Source organism: Endozoicomonas sp. ALD068, from assembly GCF_049310145.1.
Taxonomy (GTDB): Bacteria; Pseudomonadota; Gammaproteobacteria; order Pseudomonadales; family Endozoicomonadaceae; genus Endozoicomonas_A.
On the sequence record NZ_JBLYNU010000004.1, the window covers coordinates 3,182,664 to 3,204,591 of the forward strand.

At 44.5% G+C, this 21,928-nt stretch carries 19 protein-coding genes; 13 read left to right on the plus strand and 6 right to left on the minus strand.

Annotated elements, in window-relative coordinates; genetic code table 11:
* Positions 1-10 precede the first annotated feature (10 nt).
* The 3 genes from menH to ACO6V5_RS10805 are packed head-to-tail and all read right to left on the minus strand — an operon-like array spanning position 11 to position 3,967.
* Positions 11-838, minus strand: a complete 828-nt coding sequence (gene menH, locus ACO6V5_RS10795) for a 2-succinyl-6-hydroxy-2,4-cyclohexadiene-1-carboxylate synthase (protein ID WP_422409412.1) — start codon at positions 836-838, stop codon at positions 11-13.
* Positions 835-2,577 (minus strand): 2-succinyl-5-enolpyruvyl-6-hydroxy-3-cyclohexene-1-carboxylic-acid synthase, encoded by a 1,743-nt coding sequence (menD, locus tag ACO6V5_RS10800; protein ID WP_422409410.1) that lies wholly within the window; start codon positions 2,575-2,577, stop codon positions 835-837. Before menD ends, menH begins: the two co-directional genes overlap by 4 nt.
* Complete coding sequence (locus ACO6V5_RS10805; RefSeq protein WP_422409408.1) at positions 2,552-3,967, minus strand: isochorismate synthase; 1,416 nt, start codon at positions 3,965-3,967, stop codon at positions 2,552-2,554. The genes menD and ACO6V5_RS10805 overlap by 26 nt, the downstream gene beginning before the upstream one ends.
* Before the next feature lie 149 nt (positions 3,968-4,116).
* On the opposite strand from ACO6V5_RS10805, the gene ACO6V5_RS10810 reads away from it, so the two are divergent.
* On the plus strand, positions 4,117-4,272 hold the full coding sequence (locus ACO6V5_RS10810) for a hypothetical protein (RefSeq protein ID WP_422442269.1): 156 nt from the start codon (positions 4,117-4,119) through the stop codon (positions 4,270-4,272).
* Positions 4,273-4,558: 286 nt separating this feature from the next.
* Entirely contained in the window at positions 4,559-4,891 is a 333-nt protein-coding gene (locus ACO6V5_RS10815; protein ID WP_422409404.1) for a hypothetical protein, read from the plus strand.
* Between the two features lie 129 nt (positions 4,892-5,020).
* Here the strand turns inward: ACO6V5_RS10815 and ACO6V5_RS10820 are convergent, their stop codons facing one another.
* A complete protein-coding gene (locus tag ACO6V5_RS10820; protein WP_422137503.1) occupies positions 5,021-5,248 on the minus strand; it encodes a hypothetical protein in 228 nt (75 codons plus the stop codon).
* A gap of 93 nt (positions 5,249-5,341) precedes the next feature.
* Entirely contained in the window at positions 5,342-6,871 is a 1,530-nt protein-coding gene (gene putP / locus ACO6V5_RS10825) for a sodium/proline symporter PutP (RefSeq protein ID WP_422133043.1), read from the minus strand.
* Between the two features lie 280 nt (positions 6,872-7,151).
* Between putP and hutI the strand changes: the two genes are divergently transcribed.
* A complete protein-coding gene (hutI, locus tag ACO6V5_RS10830; protein WP_422409401.1) occupies positions 7,152-8,402 on the plus strand; it encodes an imidazolonepropionase in 1,251 nt (416 codons plus the stop codon).
* Here the strand turns inward: hutI and ACO6V5_RS10835 are convergent.
* Positions 8,399-9,043, minus strand: coding sequence for an NAD(P)H-binding protein (locus tag ACO6V5_RS10835; RefSeq protein WP_422133041.1), 645 nt, complete (start codon positions 9,041-9,043; stop codon positions 8,399-8,401). The genes hutI and ACO6V5_RS10835 overlap by 4 nt on opposite strands.
* A 1,129-nt stretch (positions 9,044-10,172) precedes the next feature.
* On the opposite strand from ACO6V5_RS10835, the gene ACO6V5_RS10840 reads away from it, so the two are divergent.
* The 10 genes from ACO6V5_RS10840 to ACO6V5_RS10885 all read left to right on the plus strand — a co-directional run bounded on the left by ACO6V5_RS10840 (position 10,173) and on the right by ACO6V5_RS10885 (position 21,926).
* Positions 10,173-11,246, plus strand: coding sequence for a glycosyltransferase (locus ACO6V5_RS10840; RefSeq protein ID WP_422133040.1), 1,074 nt, complete (start codon positions 10,173-10,175; stop codon positions 11,244-11,246).
* Between the two features lie 3 nt (positions 11,247-11,249).
* Positions 11,250-12,317 carry a dTDP-glucose 4,6-dehydratase gene (gene rfbB / locus ACO6V5_RS10845; RefSeq protein ID WP_422409399.1) on the plus strand — a complete coding sequence of 356 codons (1,068 nt, stop codon included), beginning with the start codon at positions 11,250-11,252 and terminating at the stop codon, positions 12,315-12,317.
* On the plus strand, positions 12,314-13,213 hold the full coding sequence (gene rfbD / locus ACO6V5_RS10850) for a dTDP-4-dehydrorhamnose reductase (protein ID WP_422409397.1): 900 nt from the start codon (positions 12,314-12,316) through the stop codon (positions 13,211-13,213). The genes rfbB and rfbD overlap by 4 nt, the downstream gene beginning before the upstream one ends.
* Complete coding sequence (gene rfbA / locus ACO6V5_RS10855) at positions 13,210-14,100, plus strand: glucose-1-phosphate thymidylyltransferase RfbA (protein ID WP_422409395.1); 891 nt, start codon at positions 13,210-13,212, stop codon at positions 14,098-14,100. Before rfbD ends, rfbA begins: the two co-directional genes overlap by 4 nt.
* A complete protein-coding gene (gene rfbC / locus ACO6V5_RS10860) occupies positions 14,087-14,635 on the plus strand; it encodes a dTDP-4-dehydrorhamnose 3,5-epimerase (RefSeq protein ID WP_422409393.1) in 549 nt (182 codons plus the stop codon). The genes rfbA and rfbC overlap by 14 nt, the downstream gene beginning before the upstream one ends.
* Before the next feature lie 62 nt (positions 14,636-14,697).
* Positions 14,698-15,387 (plus strand): TylF/MycF/NovP-related O-methyltransferase, encoded by a 690-nt coding sequence (locus ACO6V5_RS10865; RefSeq protein WP_422133035.1) that lies wholly within the window; start codon positions 14,698-14,700, stop codon positions 15,385-15,387.
* A 12-nt stretch (positions 15,388-15,399) separates the two neighbouring features.
* Complete coding sequence (locus ACO6V5_RS10870; RefSeq protein WP_422133034.1) at positions 15,400-16,230, plus strand: ABC transporter permease; 831 nt, start codon at positions 15,400-15,402, stop codon at positions 16,228-16,230.
* Positions 16,220-17,611, plus strand: coding sequence for an ABC transporter ATP-binding protein (locus ACO6V5_RS10875; RefSeq protein WP_422133033.1), 1,392 nt, complete (start codon positions 16,220-16,222; stop codon positions 17,609-17,611). Before ACO6V5_RS10870 ends, ACO6V5_RS10875 begins: the two co-directional genes overlap by 11 nt.
* Positions 17,565-18,872, plus strand: a complete 1,308-nt coding sequence (locus tag ACO6V5_RS10880; RefSeq protein ID WP_422133032.1) for a hypothetical protein — start codon at positions 17,565-17,567, stop codon at positions 18,870-18,872. Before ACO6V5_RS10875 ends, ACO6V5_RS10880 begins: the two co-directional genes overlap by 47 nt.
* Positions 18,873-19,058: 186 nt before the next feature.
* A complete protein-coding gene (locus ACO6V5_RS10885) occupies positions 19,059-21,926 on the plus strand; it encodes a glycosyltransferase (RefSeq protein WP_422133031.1) in 2,868 nt (955 codons plus the stop codon).
* The last annotated feature ends 2 nt before the right edge of the window (positions 21,927-21,928 follow it).

Genomic DNA, 21,928 nt, shown 5'->3' on the forward strand with positions numbered 1-21,928 from the left:
TGTACTCAGATCACAAAAGTAGCTGCCTTATAATCGCTGCCATAGCTTCTGGCTGCTCCCGGTGGATATTATGGCCTGCTGCTTTGATCTCATGAACACTATGAACACACCCCATCTCAAGTAAACGGTGTGCGATGTTCTGAAATTTCAGGTCACGTTCGCCACAAAAATAATGTGACGCTTGTGAAGAGCGATTGAGTACCCCGCAGAACTCTGGCTGCCGGGACAGACTGAACGCTTCAAGCGCCCATGCCAGAGATGCCCCATTCGCGCCGACTTTGTCGGGAGATAAGCCTTCAATTTGATGACTTGAACAACGATGCTGCATCAGTCGTTCCCGCTCACGACTGTTCAGATCGGCAAAAACTGGCTGGTGATACCAGCGCTGCAGAACTTCATTGAGTGGATCATTGCGAAACTGTTCTGCCCAATCCTGATCATTCTTCCAGCGAGCCTGACGCTCAGCGTCGTCTTCCAAACCAGGATGGGACGACTCCAACAGCAGCCGGTCAATAGCCTCTACTGCCTGAGCAAGGTGGCTCATGGCCAGTCGCCCGCCCAGTGAATAGCCCAACACACTGTAATGTTCGAGTCCCAATTGATAAAGCGTTCCCCGCAGCAGATCACTGAAGGCTTCAAAAGCATTATCCTGGCTGACTTTGACATCACGACTTTTGCCATGCCCGGGTAAATCAACGGCCACCAGATACAGATCAGTCTCCAGGTATCTGGCCAACTCCTCCCAGTCCCCGGAGTCTCCCAGAAAACCATGCAACAAAACCAGCGGCACACCTTCACGGATACCCCAGGTTCGATAAGCAAGGTTGGTTGCGTTCATGACAACATCTCCAGCTGGCTCAACGCCTGCTTTATCTGCTCAGCAGCCTGACCGGGTTGCGTCATCACCTCAATGACTGATGCGCCCGGCTTCTGGCTCACTTGCTTCAGCAAGGCTGCCAGCGCCTCTCGACTGTCCGGCTGATGGTAGGGCAATCCAAACATTTCCGCAGCCTGACGGGCATTCAGGCTATGAGGGCTGACAAAATACTTCTGCGCGGCTTCGGGTCGATCCTCAACCGGCAACAGGTTGAAAATACCACCGCCATCATTATTGATGACCAACAGAGCAAAGGGTGAATTCAACTGCCTCAATAATTGCAGGGAATTTAAATCGTGGAGAAATGATAGATCACCGACGACAGCCACCATAAATTTCTTTTCGCCCACAGCACAACCTGCTGCCGTTGCCAGCAATCCATCAATACCACTGGCACCACGGTTAGCATATACCTGCCCGGCCGGGGCAAGGGAGAACATATCCAATAGTCGAATGGGCAAACTGTTTCCAACAAAAAGACAATTGTCGTCAGGCAATAGTTTGGTCAGATACGCCCCCAGCCAACGTTCAGTTAATGAACCCGGGGCCGAGTCCAGCCTGGCCACCAGAGTATGGACCGATTGGGATAACTGTTCGATCTGCCCTTTCCATAATGGATCAGAGCCCTGGTCATCAGAAAGTTCAGTCAACATACGACAGCAGTCTGCAACAGGCCCGACCAGCCGATAGGTCTGGCAGTGACCGGTATCCATTCGGCGAAATGCCTGGCCAAGCATCCAGTAATGCTGCCACTCGCCGAAAGAAATGAACTTATCCAGTCTCTTTGAAACCAGATGAGCACCCACCTGAAGAATACGATCTGCCTGACTCAAAAGGGCTTTTCCGGCTTTGCTGGCCAGAAGCAGATCAGCATGGGGAATAGCCGACGGATGGCCATAAAGCTGAGATTGAAAATCGGCCAGGAGAGGCCAGCCCAATACCCGGGCTAATCCTGCAACCGCTTCGGCAGACTCCTGCTCATTAATACGGCCCGCTATGATCAAGCCTTTGCCCATCGAAAAATCTGCCCAGCCAACAGGACTTTTGTTGAGTGATATCTTCATCTCAGTGTCGTAGACAGTGTGAGGCGTTCTGGCCGAGCGCCAGAATGACAGTCGACTCAGATAACCTGAAAAATCATGGGCCTTGCCTTCCGGGTACAAAGGCTCCCGAAACATGCAGTTGATATGCATGGGAAGCCCCTGCTGGCAGGAGCGGGCAAAGGCCTGATCAATACTGGTCAATAGCCAGCTGGGGGGGATACTCTCATCAGGTGTTGGCAGCTTTAAAGTAGCTCCGGGATAACCGGCATAAATATCCTGCTGCTCAATGGCCTGATTGGCACCGCAGTCGATAAGCTCGGGAGGTCGATCAGCCGTGATTATAACCAGGGGAACACCAGACTGTCTGGCTTCTATGATGGCTGGATAGAGGTTTGCAACCGCTGTCCCGGAAGTGGTGATCACTGCAACCGGTTTACGTGTACTTTTAGCCAGTCCCAGAGCAAAGAAGCCCAGACCGCGTTCATCAAAATGGACATGCTTTTCAAACTGACTGTATTCTGCTGCCACCAGCGTCAGTGGCGCAGAGCGGGAGCCCGGGGCAATACAAACATGCTCTACACCCAACCGGCTCAGCTCTTCCAGAATCAGTGCCGACCAGAGAAAATTCAGGCTAGGATGTCTGGTGGGAAAGGTCATTAGATCTTCCAATTCGGTTAGATACATCCATCACAGGGGCTTCAGGATCCAGCAATGACAGAAGGGTTCCGATCTTGCTATCCAGCTCCTGCCACTCATCCTGAGCATCTGAGCCATTGACTATCCCGGCACCTGAAAACACCCTGAGCCGTTTCTTTTCCAGCAGAGCACTGCGAATCGATACCGTGAACTCACTGCGCTTTTTACCCAGCACACCGCAAGCTCCGGCGTAGAGTCCCCTGCTATAAAGTTCACGTTCTTCAATAAAGTGTCTTGCCATCTCCCTGGGTTCACCACCCACCGCAGGCGTAGGATGCAAAAGAGATAGAAGCTGACTGTCACTGACTTCGTCTTTGAGCACGCCCCTTATCACTTGTCTTAGATGCTGAATCGTTTTTAGTTTGACCACAGAATGACTGCGGTCAAATTCCAGATCAGAGCAGATGAATTCCAGCCGCCTGCGGATATCATCCAGCACGAGACGATTCTCATGTACGTTCTTCGAGTCATTGAGCAGACGCAACTCAAGTTTGAAATCTTCATGGCGATTACTGCCCCGCCGGGTCGTCCCTGCCAGGGCTTCAGTGTGAACAGCGCGATCGACCCGGCGAAACAAACGCTCCGGAGAGCAGCCAAAAAAGAGTGAGCCCTGATCGGATTCAAAAGCAAAAACGTAAGATCTCGGGTTCGCCAATTGCCAGTGATAGAGTAGCATCCAGGGGTTCAGCTGACCTTCCAGAAGGCTCAATTGTGCCTCTCTGGAAAGCACCACTTTTTGCAAGGCTCCTGACTCGAAACCCTCAAGGGCATGTCCAATCAGAGAAGTCCAGTGTGCCTGATCGGGTATGAATTCCGGGGCGCCCAATAAATAGTGAGCACCTACTTCTTCAAGTGTCCAGCTGACCTGCGCCAGAAAACCCAGGGCCCTCTCAATGCTGGTGCCCCATGACAGCTCATCATGACCCAGCAGATGACAGGCCAAAGAACACCCTTTCCGGGTCTGAACCACTTCGATCACCGGAAAAAAGAATTCGCCATACCCAAATTCAGGCCAGATCATCGTCTGACTGTCCGAAAAAGACAGGTATCCGAGGCAACGCGTTTTTTTATCCAACATTGCGTTCACCTGCTGAAAGCAAGTGTTCACCTCAGCCTGATCTTTGACTTTAAACCGCCAGGCTTTGCCAAGACCCGCTGCCTTGTAGTCACTTTCGCGATCCTGCCAGTAGCTTTTTCCCGGTAGTGTCTGACCTGATAGCCAGTTGAATAAATTAATCATGGGAAGGGGCTGTTCTATCCGTACCAGAATCTGCTCCGGTGCACCGGATAGCCGCAGCTGCCTCAGCCTCTCAGTCAGCTCTGCTACCTGACTTCGAACTTCTTCTATCAACACCCTACTCCCAGGCGCTAAGGCCAAATTCGGATGTTAATTGTACGTATCAGAATCAATCCCATCAGGATGGTATTTACCGAAGTATCATGCTCTCGTCATTCCCGCGAAGGCGGGTGTCGCAAAACCCTCTCCAGCGAGGGAACGAGTTGACTCCCGTCATTCCCGACTTCATTCTCGTCATTCCCGACTTCATTCTCGTCATTCCCGACTTCATTCTCGTCATTCCCGCGAAGGCGGGAATCCACACTGACTCACCACCAGAACCATCCTGCCCGGTGCCCCCCTGGCCTTGTCATCCCTGAGAAGGCGGAGTCCCACTGTTGGGGCTGGATTCCCGCTTTCGCGGGAATGACGACTTCCTTAACAACTCGTTCCCACGCTGGAGCATGGGAACCAGAGTTTTGCGACAGTCTCCTTCGCGGGAATGACGACCTCAGAGCATGGGAACGATCTGTTGGAGTTTTACGAGACCCTCACTCTGCGTGGGAATGCATACCTCCATCGAAAGCCTCAACAAAAGCATAACCAAAAACCGAATGAGAATGATATTATAGAACCCGACATAAATACTCTGGAACTGGATCGAGTATGGCAACCAATGGCGAATCTGCCAAAAGATGGCTGGAAGAAAATCAGGATAAGGTTTCTGTTGAACGTATACGACAAATTCGAGATAACATCTCAAACAAACTACAGGATCTCGATGAATCCGACGAGGCCTATCCCGGTCTTCTGGAAGCTCTGGATGTGATGGATAATCATCTGCTTCAGCAAGAAGGTGACTCACCTGCACCAGAAAGTGAATCTGCCAGCCTGGACTTGGGCCCGCTGGTTCCTCAATCCGACCTTCAAACCCCTCAACTCAGCGCCCAAGAGAAAAAGTTGAAGTTTCAGCAGTTGCTGAAAACCGGGAAAGTTTAACGCTCAGACCTTCACAACCTCTGTTATCACAGCTGCCGAAGTTAAAAAACACCTTACACAAGACTGTGGCACCGCACTGATCTCTTTTGGTGCCACGCTGAAAGCCCTGGCATTTTTTCACTCAAACGCTCAGTATGAAACTTTCAGCCGCTTGCACTCCGCTACCACCAGATCATAACTCCAGACCCGATCTTTGGGAGCAGGTTCTTCATGTTCAATCAACTTGTGACACATCTGCATGGGGTTCAACCCTTTCTTCTTCAGTCGCTCCAGGGTTTGTTTCAACTCGGCATCATGAGGATCAATCTCATCACTCTGCTGATGACGCTTTTTGACAGCCACTTGCAATTGCTTCATGGCATCCTCCCACTGTGAACTCAGGATTTGTTAATGGAAAAAGACACCTCTTACTCTATACCCGATGGATCAATTCTGCGTAATGCAAAGCAATTATGACAACGAAGGCTCTTCATCATCAACACGGGAAACAGTACAAGTCCTGCTCGCCACTTTTTCAAAACGATCTAACATATTCCTCGAGGGCTGGCGTCCCAAAAAGCTGAATAAAACACAAGCCACCATAGAAATCACGAACCCTGGTATTATCTCATAAAGATCGAACAGGCCACCGGTTAACTGTTTCCATATCAGCACGGTGACAGCACCAGTAACGATGCCCGCCATGGCTCCCAGCCCGGTCATTCTTTTCCAGTAAAGCGACAGAAGCAGGGCCGGACCGAAAGCCGCCCCCAGGCCAGCCCAGGCATAAGACACCATTGCAAGAACACTGCTGTCGGGATTCATCGCCAACCAAGTGGCGATCACCGCAATGCCAACGACCGCCAGTCGACCCACCAGCAAAACTTCCCGGGCATTGGCGTCAACTTTGAAAAGATCCCGATAAAAGTCTTCAGCAAAAGCCGTAGAACAAACCAGCAACTGAGAATCGGCAGTGCTCATGATGGCCGCCAGAATGGCCGCCAGTAAGATGCCAGCAATCACCGGATGAAAAAGTGTATTCACCATCAACATAAAGATGGCTTCCGGATCATCCAGCTGAATACCGGATCGCTGGGTATAAACAATTCCCGCCAGACCTACCATTAAAGCGCCCAACATACAGATGCCGGTCCAGCTCACAGCAATTCTTCTGGCCAAAGGCAGCTGATCTGAAGATTGCACCGCCTTAAATCGGGCCAGGATATGAGGTTGACCAAAATAACCCAACCCCCAACCCAGTAAAGAAACAATGGTAATGAGTGAAAGCGCCTGACCTTCACTGGTTGTAAAAAGGTTCAGAAGCTCCGGATTCAGCGCACCGATTTCCACAAACACCTGATCCACCCCGCCACTGACCTCCAATGCTGCAATGGGCACAATCAGCAAAGCGGCTGCCATGAGCAAACCCTGAATCAGATCCGTCCAGCAAACCGCCAGAAAACCTCCAAACAGGGTGTAAGAGATCACCGACAACATTCCAATGACTACTGCCCACTCATAATCAATGCCAAAAACAGATTCAAAAAGCTTGCCCCCGGCCACCAGACCAGAGCTGGTGTAAAACAGGAAGAAAACAAGGATGAAGGCTGCCGATACAGGTTGCAGAAACCCTTTACGATCTTCAAAACGACTGGCGAAATATTCCGGTAAGGTCAGTGAGTCATCGGCAACTACGCTGTATACTCTCAAGCGTCGGGCAACAATCAACCAGTTCAGCCAGGTCCCCCCCAACAACCCCGCAGCCAACCAAAACGCTTCCAGACCTGCGGCAAAAGCATAGCCCGGCAATCCCAGCAACAACCAGCCACTCATATCCGACGCCCCCGCGCTGAGGGCTGCAGACCATGGACCCAGCGAGCGGCCCCCAAGAAAATAATCTGCCGAACTGAGCGTTCTCTGCCAGGCGATGTAGCCGACCCCCAGCATCACGGTAAAATAAACCAGAAAGGTCAGGATTATCTGCAGGTTTCCTTCGGGCATAATTAATTCCATGATTGTTGTTGGTGCTTTTTTTTAATCAAGGTAGTTCATTTATGAATCTTCGGTAATATTCAGGCATTTTTTATAGTCAGATGGATTAATCGACTATTTTTCCCAACTCACCAACCTTAACCACCTACTTAACTCAGATTTCCTTTCGAATTAAGATTATCTGGCTATCCTTATCTCCCATATCCAGTCTTTATGAACTGCCGGCATCTTGATACTGGCTTCTGTCTGGAGCCAACTGTCCTGAGTTCAACCCATGGCAATGCACCCCATGATCCAACTTAAAGACTGCGACCGAGTCTGGATTAACGTCAATCTGGCGACTTTTGATCCTGCCGTGTCAGATCCTTATGGCTTGAAACACCATTGTGCCCTGGGTATTCACAGTGGAAAAATCGCACGCATCGAATCCATGTCCGAGGTTACCGCTACGCGGCTGCCCTATGACGTGATCGATGGTCATAATGGCTGGCTGACACCCGGCCTCATAGACTGCCATACGCACCTGGTTTTCGGCGGCCATAGAGCACAGGAATTTGAACTGAGACTGAAAGGCGTGCCCTATGAACAGATTGCCGCCCAGGGCGGTGGCATTCTTGCCACTGCCAGGGCCACCCGGGTGCGCTCCAAAGAGCAACTGATCAAATCGGCTCTGCCCCGCATCAAGGCATTAACCACTGAAGGCGTTACACTGATCGAGATCAAATCAGGCTATGGCCTGAACCTGACAGATGAAATCAAGATGCTGGAAGTGGCTAAAGAGCTGCGCAATCGCCATTCTGTAAAAATTATCAATACCTTGCTGGTTGCCAATGCATTGCCTCCAGAGTATGCGGGCAGAACCGATGAATACGTTGACATGATCTGCCAACAACTCATCCCGGAATTGGCTGAAAAAAAACTCGCAGAAGCCGTGGATGTAAATTGTGAAAATGTTGCCTTCACCATGACCCACAGAGCCAGAATTTTTCAGTCGGCAATAGACCACGGCCTACCAACAAAATGCCACACCGAACAGTTCAAAGAAAATGGGGGAGCTTCTCTGGCAGCACAAATGAATGCACTCTCCTGCGATCACCTGCAACATATCTCTGAGCAGGGTATTGCCGATATGGCCGAATCCGGATCTATTGCGGTGCTGCTTCCCGGGTCTTACTACTTCATGCGTTCTCAGACTGTCCCCCCCGTGGAACTGCTAAGGCAATATCAAGTCCCGATCGCTCTTGCCACAGATACCAACCCAGGGACGTCGCCACTGGCCTCAATAAGAATGATGATGAATATGGGATGTATCTTTTTTGAACTCACACCCGCAGAAGCTCTGGCAGGGGTCACTGTTAATGCTGCTCGTGCACTGGGTATTGCCGACCACTATGGCAGCCTGGAAGAAGGTAAAGTGGCAGACTTTTGTCTGTGGGATATTGATCATCCTAATGAACTGGCTTACCAGCTGGGGCACTGTCCTTTGCGGCAGCGGGTTGTTGATGGGCACATCACCGACACCAGCCAACAGATAGATTAATGAAAAATCTTATCCAGAGTGTAAATGGAAACGCCTTCACCAGTCTCTTCGGTGACTTTCAACATTTTCTCTACCACTTCCCAATCGTGAACAGGCCTGAACTTTTGCAAACCAGGCAGTATACAGAGAAAGGGCAGGATCTTTGCGGCAAGCCCTTCACCAAAGCGGCTTTCTCTTCTCTGCCCCAACAACAATGATGGCTGGAAAATACTGACTCTCTGGAAAGGGAGCCGTTGTACTGCCTGTTCCAACTCACCTTTCATCTTCAAATAGGGCGATACACTTTGTGCATTCGCTCCGCTAGAACTGACCAGCAGATAGTGAGGTATCTTATTCCCGGCAGCCAGCTTTGCAGCTTCCAACTGATAGTCAAAATCTATGTGTCTCTGAGCAGCGAGAGAACCTGCCTGCTTTCTTGTCGTTCCGAGGCAAGAAAAGAACAAGTCGCCTTTAATGAGCTCACTGTGCTGAGCCAGATCTTCAAAATCAATGACATGACTCTCTAGTTTATCGGACTTTTGTTGCAAGCTTTTTCGTGTCAGTGCTACCACCTTTTCGATGTCTGATGACTTCAGAAGCTGGTTCAGCAATGTGCTACCTACCAAACCTGTGGCACCGATGATTACGGCTGTTTTGGGCATGGATTTTCTCCGCAATATCAGAATATATAACTTTACTTCAATGAAGTGACGATAGTGACAAACCGACCAGTAAGGAAAAATTTATCCCGGTCTGGTGCGAAATCGATATTGGTCAAGCTACAATCACATCCCTGATAGCAGACCGTGGTTATTTGGTGCAATCGCGATCAAACTAATGCAAGTAAAGCTAGTTGTAAGCCACAATTTCGCACGACACTTGTCTGCAATTAAAAGTGCCGTTGAATCTGGGCGTGTCGGAAATATCGCTGATATATACCAATACTTTTCTTTAGTCGCTATCAACAATGACCAAGACAGCAGGGTGATTGTGCAATTTATACCTCCAAGCGCGAGCCAGTTGCCATTGGCAAGATAGCATTTACCCGGGCATCAGAGATAAAAGACTGGGGACCTCATTTAGCAAATCATGAAATCAAAGAGTAAAAAAATTCGACACCTTCCATGTAAATTTAAAAAGCTTTGCTAGACTTTCATTCCAAGCGGGTTAGCGACAGTGCAGAAAGCTGACCACTCTATATCGTTAGGGCTTATAGGGTTTAGCGTTTTTATAATTCTGCATGCTTGAACATAAACTTTTCTGATTCAAGTTATGTGATTTGTCTGTTGCCAAAAAAAGACGTTTTCTATAATTTTATGTTGTTTGTCGTGTATTTTCTCCCTGTGCGAGAGGAAATGGTGTTCTGTGCCAATAGATAATCAGCTGAAAATTTCGGAAAAAATTGGACGGGCGGTAGCCTCACTTTAAATCTACCGGTCTATTTGTTCGCCCTAGGCAATGAGCCGTAGTGAAAAATCATGAGAGCCTCCGAAGCCGCTGCACTTGATGGTTATAAGCATATCCGCCTACTACAAATCCATTGTCTTATACAAAAAAGATTTGGTTGTTCTGGAAATGAATGCATATGATTTAATGAACAGGCTATCTGTCATTTGTGACACACTTCGGAAATGGAAAGTCGATTATAATTTAATTTTCGGAGCAATTCTCGTAGTTAGTCATCATCGTTGTCTTTAGGATTTAATGATAGTGACTGGTTTGAAAATGTTGGGCATTAAGAATTTCAACGCACTACACCAGATCTAGCGATAGCGATGGAATGGTAAGGCTATGTTTTCAACAACTCCCCATGCTACTCAGATTTTTTGGCGCGATGCTAACTGTGACGATTACCACACTGTACCAAAACAGTTTTTTCAGCGTGGCGTTGCGTACGCTTCCGAGCATCAATGCAGTGGAGCTGATCGGAAGAACATTGGCGGCAGACAGCTAGCCGTAATTCTCGGTTACTACAACGGTGAGTCATACCTTTGGGAGCAGCTACATTCGATCTTTAACCAGACTCATCGCCCTTCTCACATTTTCATTTCTGATGACGGTTCTGACACCGAACTGTGCTCGGAATCACTTGGGTATCATCGGCATTATTCAGAGAAAGTCAGCATCGGGGTCAGGGCGGCAAATATCGGGTTCGCAAATAATTTCTTAAATGCTCTAAGCTACGTCGATGAGCCGTTCAGGTATTTTGCTTTTAGTGATCAGGATGATGTCTGGCACTCTGACAAACTTGAAAAGGCTCTGGATAGCCTGGAACAGTACCCCGAAGATCAACCAGCACTCTATTGTGCACGCACCCTTGTAACCGACGAAACCTGTAACGTTATCAAAGGTATTTCGCCGTTATTTAGTAAACCGCCGTCTTTTACTAATGCCCTTGTGCAGTCTATTGGCGGTGGCAATACGATGGTATTCAATAAGGCGGCGCGGGATCTTATCGTTGAATCATCATCAAACACAGAAGTTGTTTCCCACGACTGGTGGTGTTACCAGATCGTTTCAGGTGCTGGTGGCGTCGTTGTTTACGACCAGAAGCCTTGCCTGAGATACCGCCAACACACAAATAACCTGATTGGCGCAAACAAGGGCTGGAAAGCTCGATTCATTAGAATCCTCGGTTTGTTACAAGGAAGGTTCCGCAGCTGGAATGACATTAATCTTTCTGCACTCGTTAAACACAGATCGCTACTCACACAGGAGAATCAAAATTATCTGGACAATTTTGTAACGGCTCGCCGCTCAAATTTTATTAAACGTTTCTTCCTGTCTTGTCGCTCAGGCATTCACCGACAGACACTGTTCGGAAACCTCGGCCTGCTCTTGGGTATCATTGTTAACAAGGTCTAAGCTATGACGATACTGGTAACAGGCAGTGCTGGCTTTATTGGTGCCAATTTTGTCATTGATTGGCTTTCGGAAATGGATGAAACCGTCATCAGTCTTGATAAGCTGACCTACGCCGGCAATCTTAATAACCTCTCCGAAGTTGAAGAAGATGAACGACATATTTTTGTGAATGGCGATATTGGCAACAGCATTCTGATCGATAGGTTACTGCGCATCAACAAACCTCGGGCGGTGGTCAATTTTGCGGCAGAGTCTCACGTGGATAGGTCCATTCACGAGCCAGAAGCGTTCCTGCAAACCAACGTTATCGGTACTTTCAGACTGCTGGAATCCTCGCGGCGGTTCTACAGCGAACTTAGCGAAAAAGATAAACGTAACTTTCGCTTTCTACATGTCTCAACTGATGAAGTGTATGGTTCATTAGACGCAGACTCACCTGCGTCTGCAGAGACAGAAGGTTTCCAACCAAATAACCCATACAGTGCCAGCAAAGCCTCTTCCGATCATTTGGTACGTGCTTATTATCACACCTACGATTTACCAGCACTGACAACTAACTGCTCTAATAACTATGGCCCCTATCAATTTCCCGAAAAATTGATACCACTGGTTATTCATAATGCCATGGCACATAAGCCGTTACCAATCTACGGCGATGGATTGCAAATCCGTGACTGGCTCTATGTGGGTGACCACTGCAGAGCTATCCGGATGGTATTGGATGAAGGCAGCTGTGGCGAGGTCTACAACATTGGCGGCCTAAATGAAAAAGCCAATATTGAAGTAGTTCGCTTGCTTTGTGACATCCTCAATGAGATGCATCCTGTTAGCGGGAACGCAACTATCACCAGCTATCATGACTTAATCACCTTCGTGGAAGATCGCCCAGGTCATGACAGGCGCTACGCTATTGATGCGAGCAAGATCGTAACCGAACTCGGTTGGCGTCCGGCCAAGACCTTTGCAACGAGCATTCAAAAAACCGTCGAGTGGTACCTGGATAATCAGGAATGGGTTGAACAAGTTATCAGCGGAGACTATCACCAATGGATCGAGAGGCAGTACGCATGAGAATATTACTTCTTGGTGCCAATGGTCAATTGGGTCTTGAATTGAGCCGCACCTTACCTGCCTCGGGAGAAGTCATGGCGTGTAGCCACGCCGAATTGGACATCACCGACCAGTATTCAGTGATAGAGGTCATTCACAACTTCAAGCCCCATGTAATCGTTAATGCCGCTGCGTATACTGCTGTCGACCGGGCAGAAAGTGAACGCAATATGGCCTTCAAGGTCAACGCGGAGGCTACGGGCATTCTTGCGAAGGAAGCGGCCAAGCATGATATCTGGCTGATCCATTATTCAACAGATTATGTTTTTGATGGCTGTAAAACTTGGCCCTATACAGAAGCGGATTCGCCAAAGCCCATTAATATCTATGGTGAATCAAAACTAGCAGGCGAACAGATCATTGCTGGCAGTGGCTGTTGTCACCTGATCTTTCGCACCACCTGGGTGATCGGGAAGGATGGCAATAACTTTGCCAAGACCATTCTTCGTCTGGCCACCGAGAGAGACTCATTAAATATCATTAATGATCAGTTTGGCGTGCCAACCTCACCAGCATTAATCGCCAGGGTAACCATAAATGCAATCGAAGCGATAGCCACCACCAGGCATTGGCCGGTGGGGTTATACCACCTTGCTCCCCATGGAAAGACAACATGGTACGGTATAGCAAAAACATTGCTTCAGTTTGCCGAAGAGGCACAGCTCCCACTGACCGCTGGTAAAAGCAGCCTACAGCCCATTAAAAGCACCGATTACCCCACACCCGCACAGCGACCTGCCAATTCACGGCTGGATACCAGCAAACTTGAGCGTCATCTACCGTTTACTTTACCGCACTGGCAGAATGACTTTTTTATAGCTGCAGAAGACATCATCAAGAGCTACAAAAGAGCATGAGGCGAAAAGGCATTATTCTCGCTGGGGGCAATGGCACACGCCTTTACCCGGTCACACAAGTGGTTTCCAAACAACTATTGCCGGTGTTTGATAAGCCCATGGTCTACTACCCGCTATCAACCTTGATGCTTGCAGATATCCGAGAAGTGCTTGTCATTTCGACACCACAGGATGCACCTCGTTTCAGGGAGCTGTTAGGTGATGGCAGCCAATGGGGAATAAATATTGAGTATGCGCTACAGCCCTCACCCGATGGTATAGCCCAGGCAATGATTATTGGTGAAGCATTTCTCGATGGCGCACCATCGGTATTGATTCTCGGCGATAATATTTTCTATGGCCATTCAATGGATGAAAAGCTGGCATCGGCCGATCAGCGCGAGGTTGGTGCAACCGTTTTTGCATACCATGTCAACGATCCTGAGCGATACGGTGTTGCTGAATTTGATAAGGCCGGCAAGGTCATAAGCCTGGAAGAAAAGCCAGAAAACCCTAAATCAAACTATGCAGTTACCGGGTTGTATTTCTACGACGAGAATGCTCCCGACTATGCCAAACAGATCAGGCCATCTGATCGTGGTGAGCTTGAGATTACCGACCTGAATAACATCTACCTTGAGAAAGATCAGCTTTCGCTGGAACGCATGAGCCGGGGCTTTGCCTGGCTTGACGCGGGTACCCACGAAAGCCTGATTGAAGCCCATCAATTTGTGCAAACCATTGAACATCGGCAGGAATTAAAAATAGCCTGTCCTGAAGAGATCGCCTTTCGTCACAACTGGATAGACCAGAAACAGTTGGAAGCGCTTGCCCAACCCATGCTGAAAAATGGCTACGGTAAATATTTGATGCAAGTCATTCGGGAGGTAGACGATGAAAGTAACTGATACCCGATTGCCAGAAGTTAAGGTCATCGAGCCGAGGGTATTTGAGGACGAGCGCGGCTTTTTCTTCGAAAGTTTTAATCAGCAGCGTTTTGAAGATTCGGTTGGTTGCAGCGTATCCTTTGTGCAAGACAACCACTCAAAATCCACCCAGGGTGTATTGCGAGGGCTGCATTACCAGTTACCACCCAAAGCACAGGGAAAGCTGGTTCGTGTCGTCCAGGGCGAGGTGTTTGATGTTGCCGTTGATATACGTCAGTCATCACCCACATTTGGGCAATGGGTTGGCGAGACATTATCAGCTGAAAATAAAAAACAGCTTTGGATTCCGGCAGGTTTTGCCCATGGGTTTTTAACGCTCTCAGAGGTGGCTGAGTTCCTTTATAAAACGACGGATGTCTACGCACCGGAATATGAGCATTCTATTCGCTGGAATGATGTTTCAATCAGTATTGAGTGGCCATATCTGTCACCAATCGTATCGAAAAAAGATCTTAAAGCAAACCAATTGAAAGATACTAAAAAAATATTTGAATGACTCTCCCTTGCATCATCTACCGAATTCAGCATCGAAGTTACCTGAAAGAGAATTAAATTTAAATGTATGAACAAGATGGATTAAAAAGTATTCATAATTGCGATTTCTTAGAGGATCCCTCATTTATAAATGCTTATGAGAGAGGGATCGCCGCAGCCGGTCAAGATTACTGTTGGCATTGGCGTGTTCATATAGGCTTGTGGGCTGCTAGGTCTGCAATAAAACTGGATGGAGATTTTGTAGAGTGTGGTGTAAATGCAGGTTTTCTTAGTTCATCTATTATGCACGACTTAGAATGGGATCAGCATAATAAAATTTTTTACCTATTGGATACATTCAATGGACTAGACGAAAGATACGTATCAGAAGCTGAGTTAAAGGATGGTATTCTTGATAAGAATAAAAAACTGATAAAAGATGGCTTTTATGTTACTTCTTCCAAGTTAGTAAAAGAAAATTTTTCTGAGTGGGAAAATGTTCACATCATTGAGGGATCAATACCTGATACTCTAACTAAAATTACGACCAATAAAATTGCTTTTGCCCATATTGACTTAAATTGTGCCCATCCCGAGGTAGAGGCATTGGATTATTTATGGAATAAGCTGGTTACAGGTGCCTTGGTATTGCTTGATGATTACGCTTATTATGGTTACCGCCATCAAAAATGTGCTATCGATAATTTTTCTGTAGAAAAAGGATTTTATGTTGCTACACTCCCAACGGGTCAAGGGCTACTGATCAAAACCTAGATTGGTAGAATTATGAACCCTCACAAAGCGCTTCCTACTTCACTGTTTTTCCTTACCAGAACACTCTGGCAACATCGGTACTTGATTAAGGAAATGGTTATCCGAGAAGTCATTGGGCGCTATAGAGGGTCAATCTTTGGCTTAGCCTGGTCTTTTTTCAATCCGCTGATGATGCTTGCTGTTTATACCTTTGTTTTTTCAGTTGTTTTCAAGGCGCGCTGGGGTATTGAGGCAACTGACAATAAAGCTAATTTTGCGCTAATTCTATTCGTTGGGTTAATAATCCACTCACTGTTTGCTGAAGTTCTTAATCGGTCACCGTCTCTTATTTTAAGTAATGCAAATTACGTAAAAAAAGTCGTTTTCCCTCTTGAGATACTGTCAATCGTCAGCCTTGGTGCTTCGTTATTCCATGCATTGATCAGTATTGTCGTTTTACTCGTAGCATTGGCTGTGTTGAATGGAATACCAACTCTGACGACTTTCTACGCACCGATCACTTTGTTCCCTCTATTGCCAATAACACTTGGCATAAGCTGGATTGTAGCTTCACTTGGAGTTTATCTTCGTGATATTGGGCAAATAATCGGAATTGTCACTACCATGCTCCTATTTCTTACCCCTGTGTTTTATCCGATAACAGCGCTACCTGAGTCTTACCAGTTGTTCATGCATCTTAATCCGCTGACTTTTCCGATTGAGCAAACCAGAGACGTTATCATTTTTGGCAAGTCACCGAATTGGATTGGGCAAGCTATCTACATTTTGATTAGCATTGTACTCTGCTGGCTAGGCTTTTGGTGTTTTCAAAAAACACGGAAGGGGTTTGCCGATGTTATCTAATACAAATAGCCAATTACAACATGATGGTGTTGCTATTCGAGTCTCGAACCTAAGTAAAGTTTATCATATATATGATCGCCCTGAGGACCGCCTGAAGCAATCTGTTATACCGCGACTTCAAAGAAGGATTGGCCTACAACCTAAGAAATATCATAATGAATTCTGGGCATTAAAAGATGTATCTTTCGAAGTAGAAAAGGGAAAAACCATTGGAATTATTGGCAGCAATGGGGCAGGTAAATCAACATTACTACAAATTATCTGTGGCACCTTGAGTCCATCATTTGGATCAGTAGAAACATGTGGACGAGTTGCAGCATTATTGGAATTAGGCTCAGGCTTTAATCCTGAGTTCACCGGGCGAGAAAATGTTTACATGAATGGTTCAATCCTGGGATTGACAAAAAAAGAAATTGATGAGCGTTTTGGTGAAATTGAGAGTTTTGCTGAGATTGGCAACTTTATTGACCAACAGGTGAAAATATACTCCAGTGGCATGTATGTACGTTTGGCTTTTGCTGTTATTGCCCACGTAGACGCCGAAATTTTAGTAATAGATGAGGCTTTAGCCGTAGGTGACGCTCAATTTACTCAGAAATGTATGCGATTTATTAGAAGATTTCAAAAAGAAGGGACATTGATTTTTGTTAGCCATGACACAGCAACTATTCAAAATTTATGTGAAAAAGCAATCTGGTTATCAAGTGGAGAAATTAAGGCTTTGGATACATCAAAATCTGTTTCAGAAGATTATCTACATCATACGCTTCAAGGAAGTTATGGGGATAAATTTAAACTTAACAAAATAAGAAAAAATAAATTTCAGGATCAAAGGAGTCAATTAAGTCAAGATGACGAATTATTGTTTGCATGTGATTATAAAACAAAAAATCAGGTAAAAAATCAAATAGATACAGCAAGCGGCTGGCAAACCGGTAATGGAAAAATTATCGAAGTATTTATAGAGAACTTAAACACTAAGAATGAACGATCAAATCTATTCATGGGAGGAGAGAAAATCAGATTAAATATAATAGCTGTTGCTAACAAGCCAATTGATAAGCCTATAATTGGATTTATTTGGCGGGATCGGCTAGGTCAGGAACTGTTTGGTGAAAACACTCTACCAACAACTACAACCAGCCCGATGAATTTGCAGGCAGGAGATTGCGTTACAGCTCAATTTGATTTTATTTTACCAATGCTACCAAACGGTGAGTACTCTGTTAATGCTGCTTTTGCAGATGGTACTCTATATGACCATATACAACATCATTGGATCAATGATGCTCTGATCGTGACTGTTTCATCGAGTGAAGTGAGGTGGGGACTTGTTGGCATTCCGTTCAAGCAAATCATTATGGAACGGAAAAATGGTTGAGGTGTCAAAAACACTGTTATTAAAAATTCCGAAGATTAAAAGTTATGTTGAAAATGTTAGAATGCTTCGGAAAAACCTTAGAGATAAAGTTAATGAATTGAATGATCTGCAGGTTTTAATAGCTCGTTCTCGTTCACCTGGACTTTTTACTCAAGAAAATGATTTTGCTACCGAGCGTTTAATGGCTCATCCCGTTAAATCCTCAAATTTCTCTGTTAAGTTAGTCTCGCACAGACCCGAAATGAAAGAGAACAGGGTACGTGTAGCAGAGCGTTTATCGGCTGCCTACCACTTGGCACAGAACGATGAAGCAAACGCTCCAGTGAAAAGTGAAGACGAAGATCTTTGGACTGGTTTGCTCAGATCAGAGTTGTCTGAAACGATCAAAATAATGGAAAAAGGAAGTGCTGAGAGTGTCGCCTACCACTTAATGGATTTTGGGAAAAATTATTCATGGTTTGGCGGAATATCCACATCTATTGACGGATATAACTGCAATTTAAATCCAGATCAAATAGCTCTAACGTATCTGGACAAACTGGTTTGCTTAGCTGAATCTATTGGTGTGTTGAGCCTGGAGAATCCAGAGTCAGGTCCTTGGGGTGAGAATTTGTCTACTGATATTGATACAATGATTAACGAAATTGAGCTGGAATTGAGAATAAATATAGCTCCACCTCTGGGCATCATACATACCGACGGCATTTCGACACGGAAAGGTATCTTTCATTATCGGCATTTAAATGCACTATACATGGCAATGCGAATGAATAGCATAAATCCGTCAAAAGATGCCGTAGCAGAAATAGGTGGAGGACTTGGTCTGACTGCAATGTATGCGTACCGCTTCGGATGTAAGTCATATACTATATTTGACCTTCCAATCACGTGTACTTTCATTGGTCACTACCTTATTCATGCCTTGGGTGAAGACAAGGTGACACTGTATGGTGAGCCTTACTCAGGTAAGGGTGTCAGAGTTTTACCTTATTGGGAATTTTACAATGCTCCATCGAAAAGCGTGGCTGTCACTATCAGTCAAGACACACTTCCTGAAATATCTGATAATCTCGTATTTGGCTATCTTGAAGAAACAAAGCGGATAACGAAAAACTATTTTCTCAGTATTAATCATGAGGTTTTTTCACCTCGAACTGTCCACAACTTTGCAAAGAAAATCCAAAATCTACATGCCCTTTACAGATTAAAAAGCTGGTTACGTGAAGGCTATGTTGAGGAGTGTTATAAAATCAATGAATGACTTGGTTACAACATTTAGAATGCATGATGAGTAGTTTCTTATAAATTTAAAAGATTTATTCCTTACTATTGTAAGAAATTTTGATGGCGTATTTCAGATATTAAATCTAATATCTTTTGATTTAAATTCGAATATATAAATTAAACTAAAGCTGCATTCATCATTGTTTCAGGATTACATTATTGTATGGTTGCTAAATATACTAAGATATTTGAAAATCATAAAGGCTTTGCTTCAGATAAGTGGTCTTTATATTTAGAAAAATATGAAGAGATTTTCAAACCTTATCGAACCAAAAGGTTAAATCTCTTAGAAATAGGAGTACAAAATGGTGGTTCATTAGAAATATGGGCCAAGTACTTTACGAATGCTGTAAAGATAATCGGTTGTGATATCGACAAAACTTGTTCATCACTTAGATACAATAGTGGAAAAATTCAAATAGTAATTGGCGATGCAACCGATAAGAATACAATCTATGCGATTTCAGATATATGCCAAAAATTCAATATTATAATTGATGATGGAAGCCATAACTCAAATGATATTATAAAATCGTTCGTCAACTACTTCAGAAATGTAGCTAACAATGGTATCTATGTGGTTGAGGATCTTCATTGTAGTTACTGGAAAGAGTACGGGGGGGGGTTATTTCATCCATATTCGTCCATTTCCTTTTTCAAAGCTTTAGCCGATGTAATAAATTTTGAACATTGGGGGTTCGTTTCCAAACCCACAAAAGCTCTTGATAATATTCTTAATGAATATAATTGTGAAATTCCAGAACATAGTCTTTCTTATTTACATTCTATTGAATTTGTTAATTCGATGTGCATTATAAAAAAACGCCAAAAAAATAGAAATGTACTTGGTAAACAGCGAGTTGCAGGTAAGATTGAAATTGTAAAAAAAGGTCATTTTTTCTTAGACGGGAATTTCATTGATCCTCCATGTCAATCAAAAAACAAGTGGAATATAACAACAGATGCTCAGATTGCGTCACTACAGGAAGATATCAACAGGAGTAGTACTAGAATCGCAGAATTGCAGGAAGAGATCTATCAAAGCAATGCTAGAATCGAAAAATTACAGCAAGAGAACTATCAGGGTAATACTAGAATCGCAGAATTGCAGGAAGAGATCTACCAAGGGGACGCTAAAATCAATGAATATGCTAATTCATCAAGTTGGAAAGTTACTAAGCCATATAGATTTTTTGGAAGAATCGTCAGGTCATATTTTAAAAAAATTAGTTTTCTTCGATCTCTGATAACCACATATGGTATTACTAATTTGATGGAGAAAATATACGTAACCTATTGTGATGCGGGTCTTGATGGAATAATTTATCGAGCGAACAACATAAAATCACTTTATTCAACGACGGGTGCTTTACGCGAACCGTTTCAAAAAACGCATGAAGACATTGCAGGCTTATTATATAAGCACCATAATCAGGATGTTAAATGCAATGTGTTAATATCAGTGATTATCTGTATTTACAAAACGCCACTAAAAATGCTAAAACAATCAATAGATTCCATCTTAAATCAGTCTTATAAAAACTGGGAGCTAATACTTGTAGACGACTGTTCAGAAAACAAGAAAATCACTAAAATGATTAGACATTTTCAAAAGAATGACTCAAGAATAAAAGTTATCATACGTTCCGAGAATGGAAATATTTCAGCTGCTAATAACACAGGGCTTAAACATGTTTCAGGACAATTTTTCACAATCCTAGATCACGATGATACTTTACACCCTGATGCTCTTTATCATGCTGTAATTTCTATAAATCGTAATCCTAATGTTGATTACATTTATTCGGATGAAGATAAAATAACAAGAAATGGGGAAAAAATTTATGGGCCTTTTTTCAAGCCTGACTGGTCGCCTGAATACATTCTATCAATGATGTATACCTGTCATATGAGTATGTTTAGAACATCACTAGTAAAAAATCTTGGAGGTTATAATTCTGAGTTCGATGGAGCACAAGACTATGAGTTAGTATTACGTGTTATAAACCAAAGTATGAACATAGTGCACATCCCAATGGTACTCTATCATTGGAGAGTTTGGGAAAACTCAACTGCTGAAACAATTGATGCCAAACCAGAAAGCATTGGTAGAGCAAGAAAAGCAATCGAAAATCATTTAGATGAAAAAAAAGAGAACTTTAGTATAAATGATTCCGAGTTTAAAGGTCATTTTAATATTGACTTCTACCCAAAAGAAGAGTCACTGGTTTCAATTATAATTCCGACAGCTAATGGAGAGATAAAAATAAATGGTTGCTATGAAAAACACATAAATGCTGTTTGCAAAAGTATCTTTAGGCTTACAGAATATAAAAATTATGAAATAATTGTTGTGCATAACGGTAATCTTGATAGTTCACAGCTAGTTTGGCTTAAAAGCTTTAGAAACATAAAGCTATCGCATTATCAATCAGAGCAATTTAGTTTAGCTCAAAAAATTAATCAAGGATCTGCTGCTGCTGATGGTGAATATCTGGTCATTATGAATGATGATATAAGAGTCATCTCTTCTAATTGGTTAACCTTAATGCTAGGCATGGTGCAACGAGATGGAGTTGGGGTTGTTGGTCCTAAATTATTGTTCCCTGACAATACAATTCAACATGCTGGGGTAGTTTTGTTAGGTGGGTTGCCCGGTCATGCTTATTATAAATGGCCTGTAAATTCACAAGGTTACGCTTTAGGTGCTGCAGTAAATCGAAATTATTCAGCTGTCACAGGTGCCTGTTCAATTACTCCAAAAAAGCTTTTCAATATTTTAGGCGGTTACAGTAATCGCTACCCATTAAATTACAATGATGTGGATTACTGTTTGAGAGCTTCTAAGCTAGGCTATAGATCTGTTTATCTGGCAAATGTTGAACTTTACCACTATGAAGGAGTATCCAAGGAGGGTGGGCGTTCAGTTAAAAATTCAGAAATCTTAACTTTTTTAGAAGATTGGGGTGAAGAATTTAAATTTGATCCTTATTACAATCCATCCTTGAATCAAATGCAACCATATGTGTGATT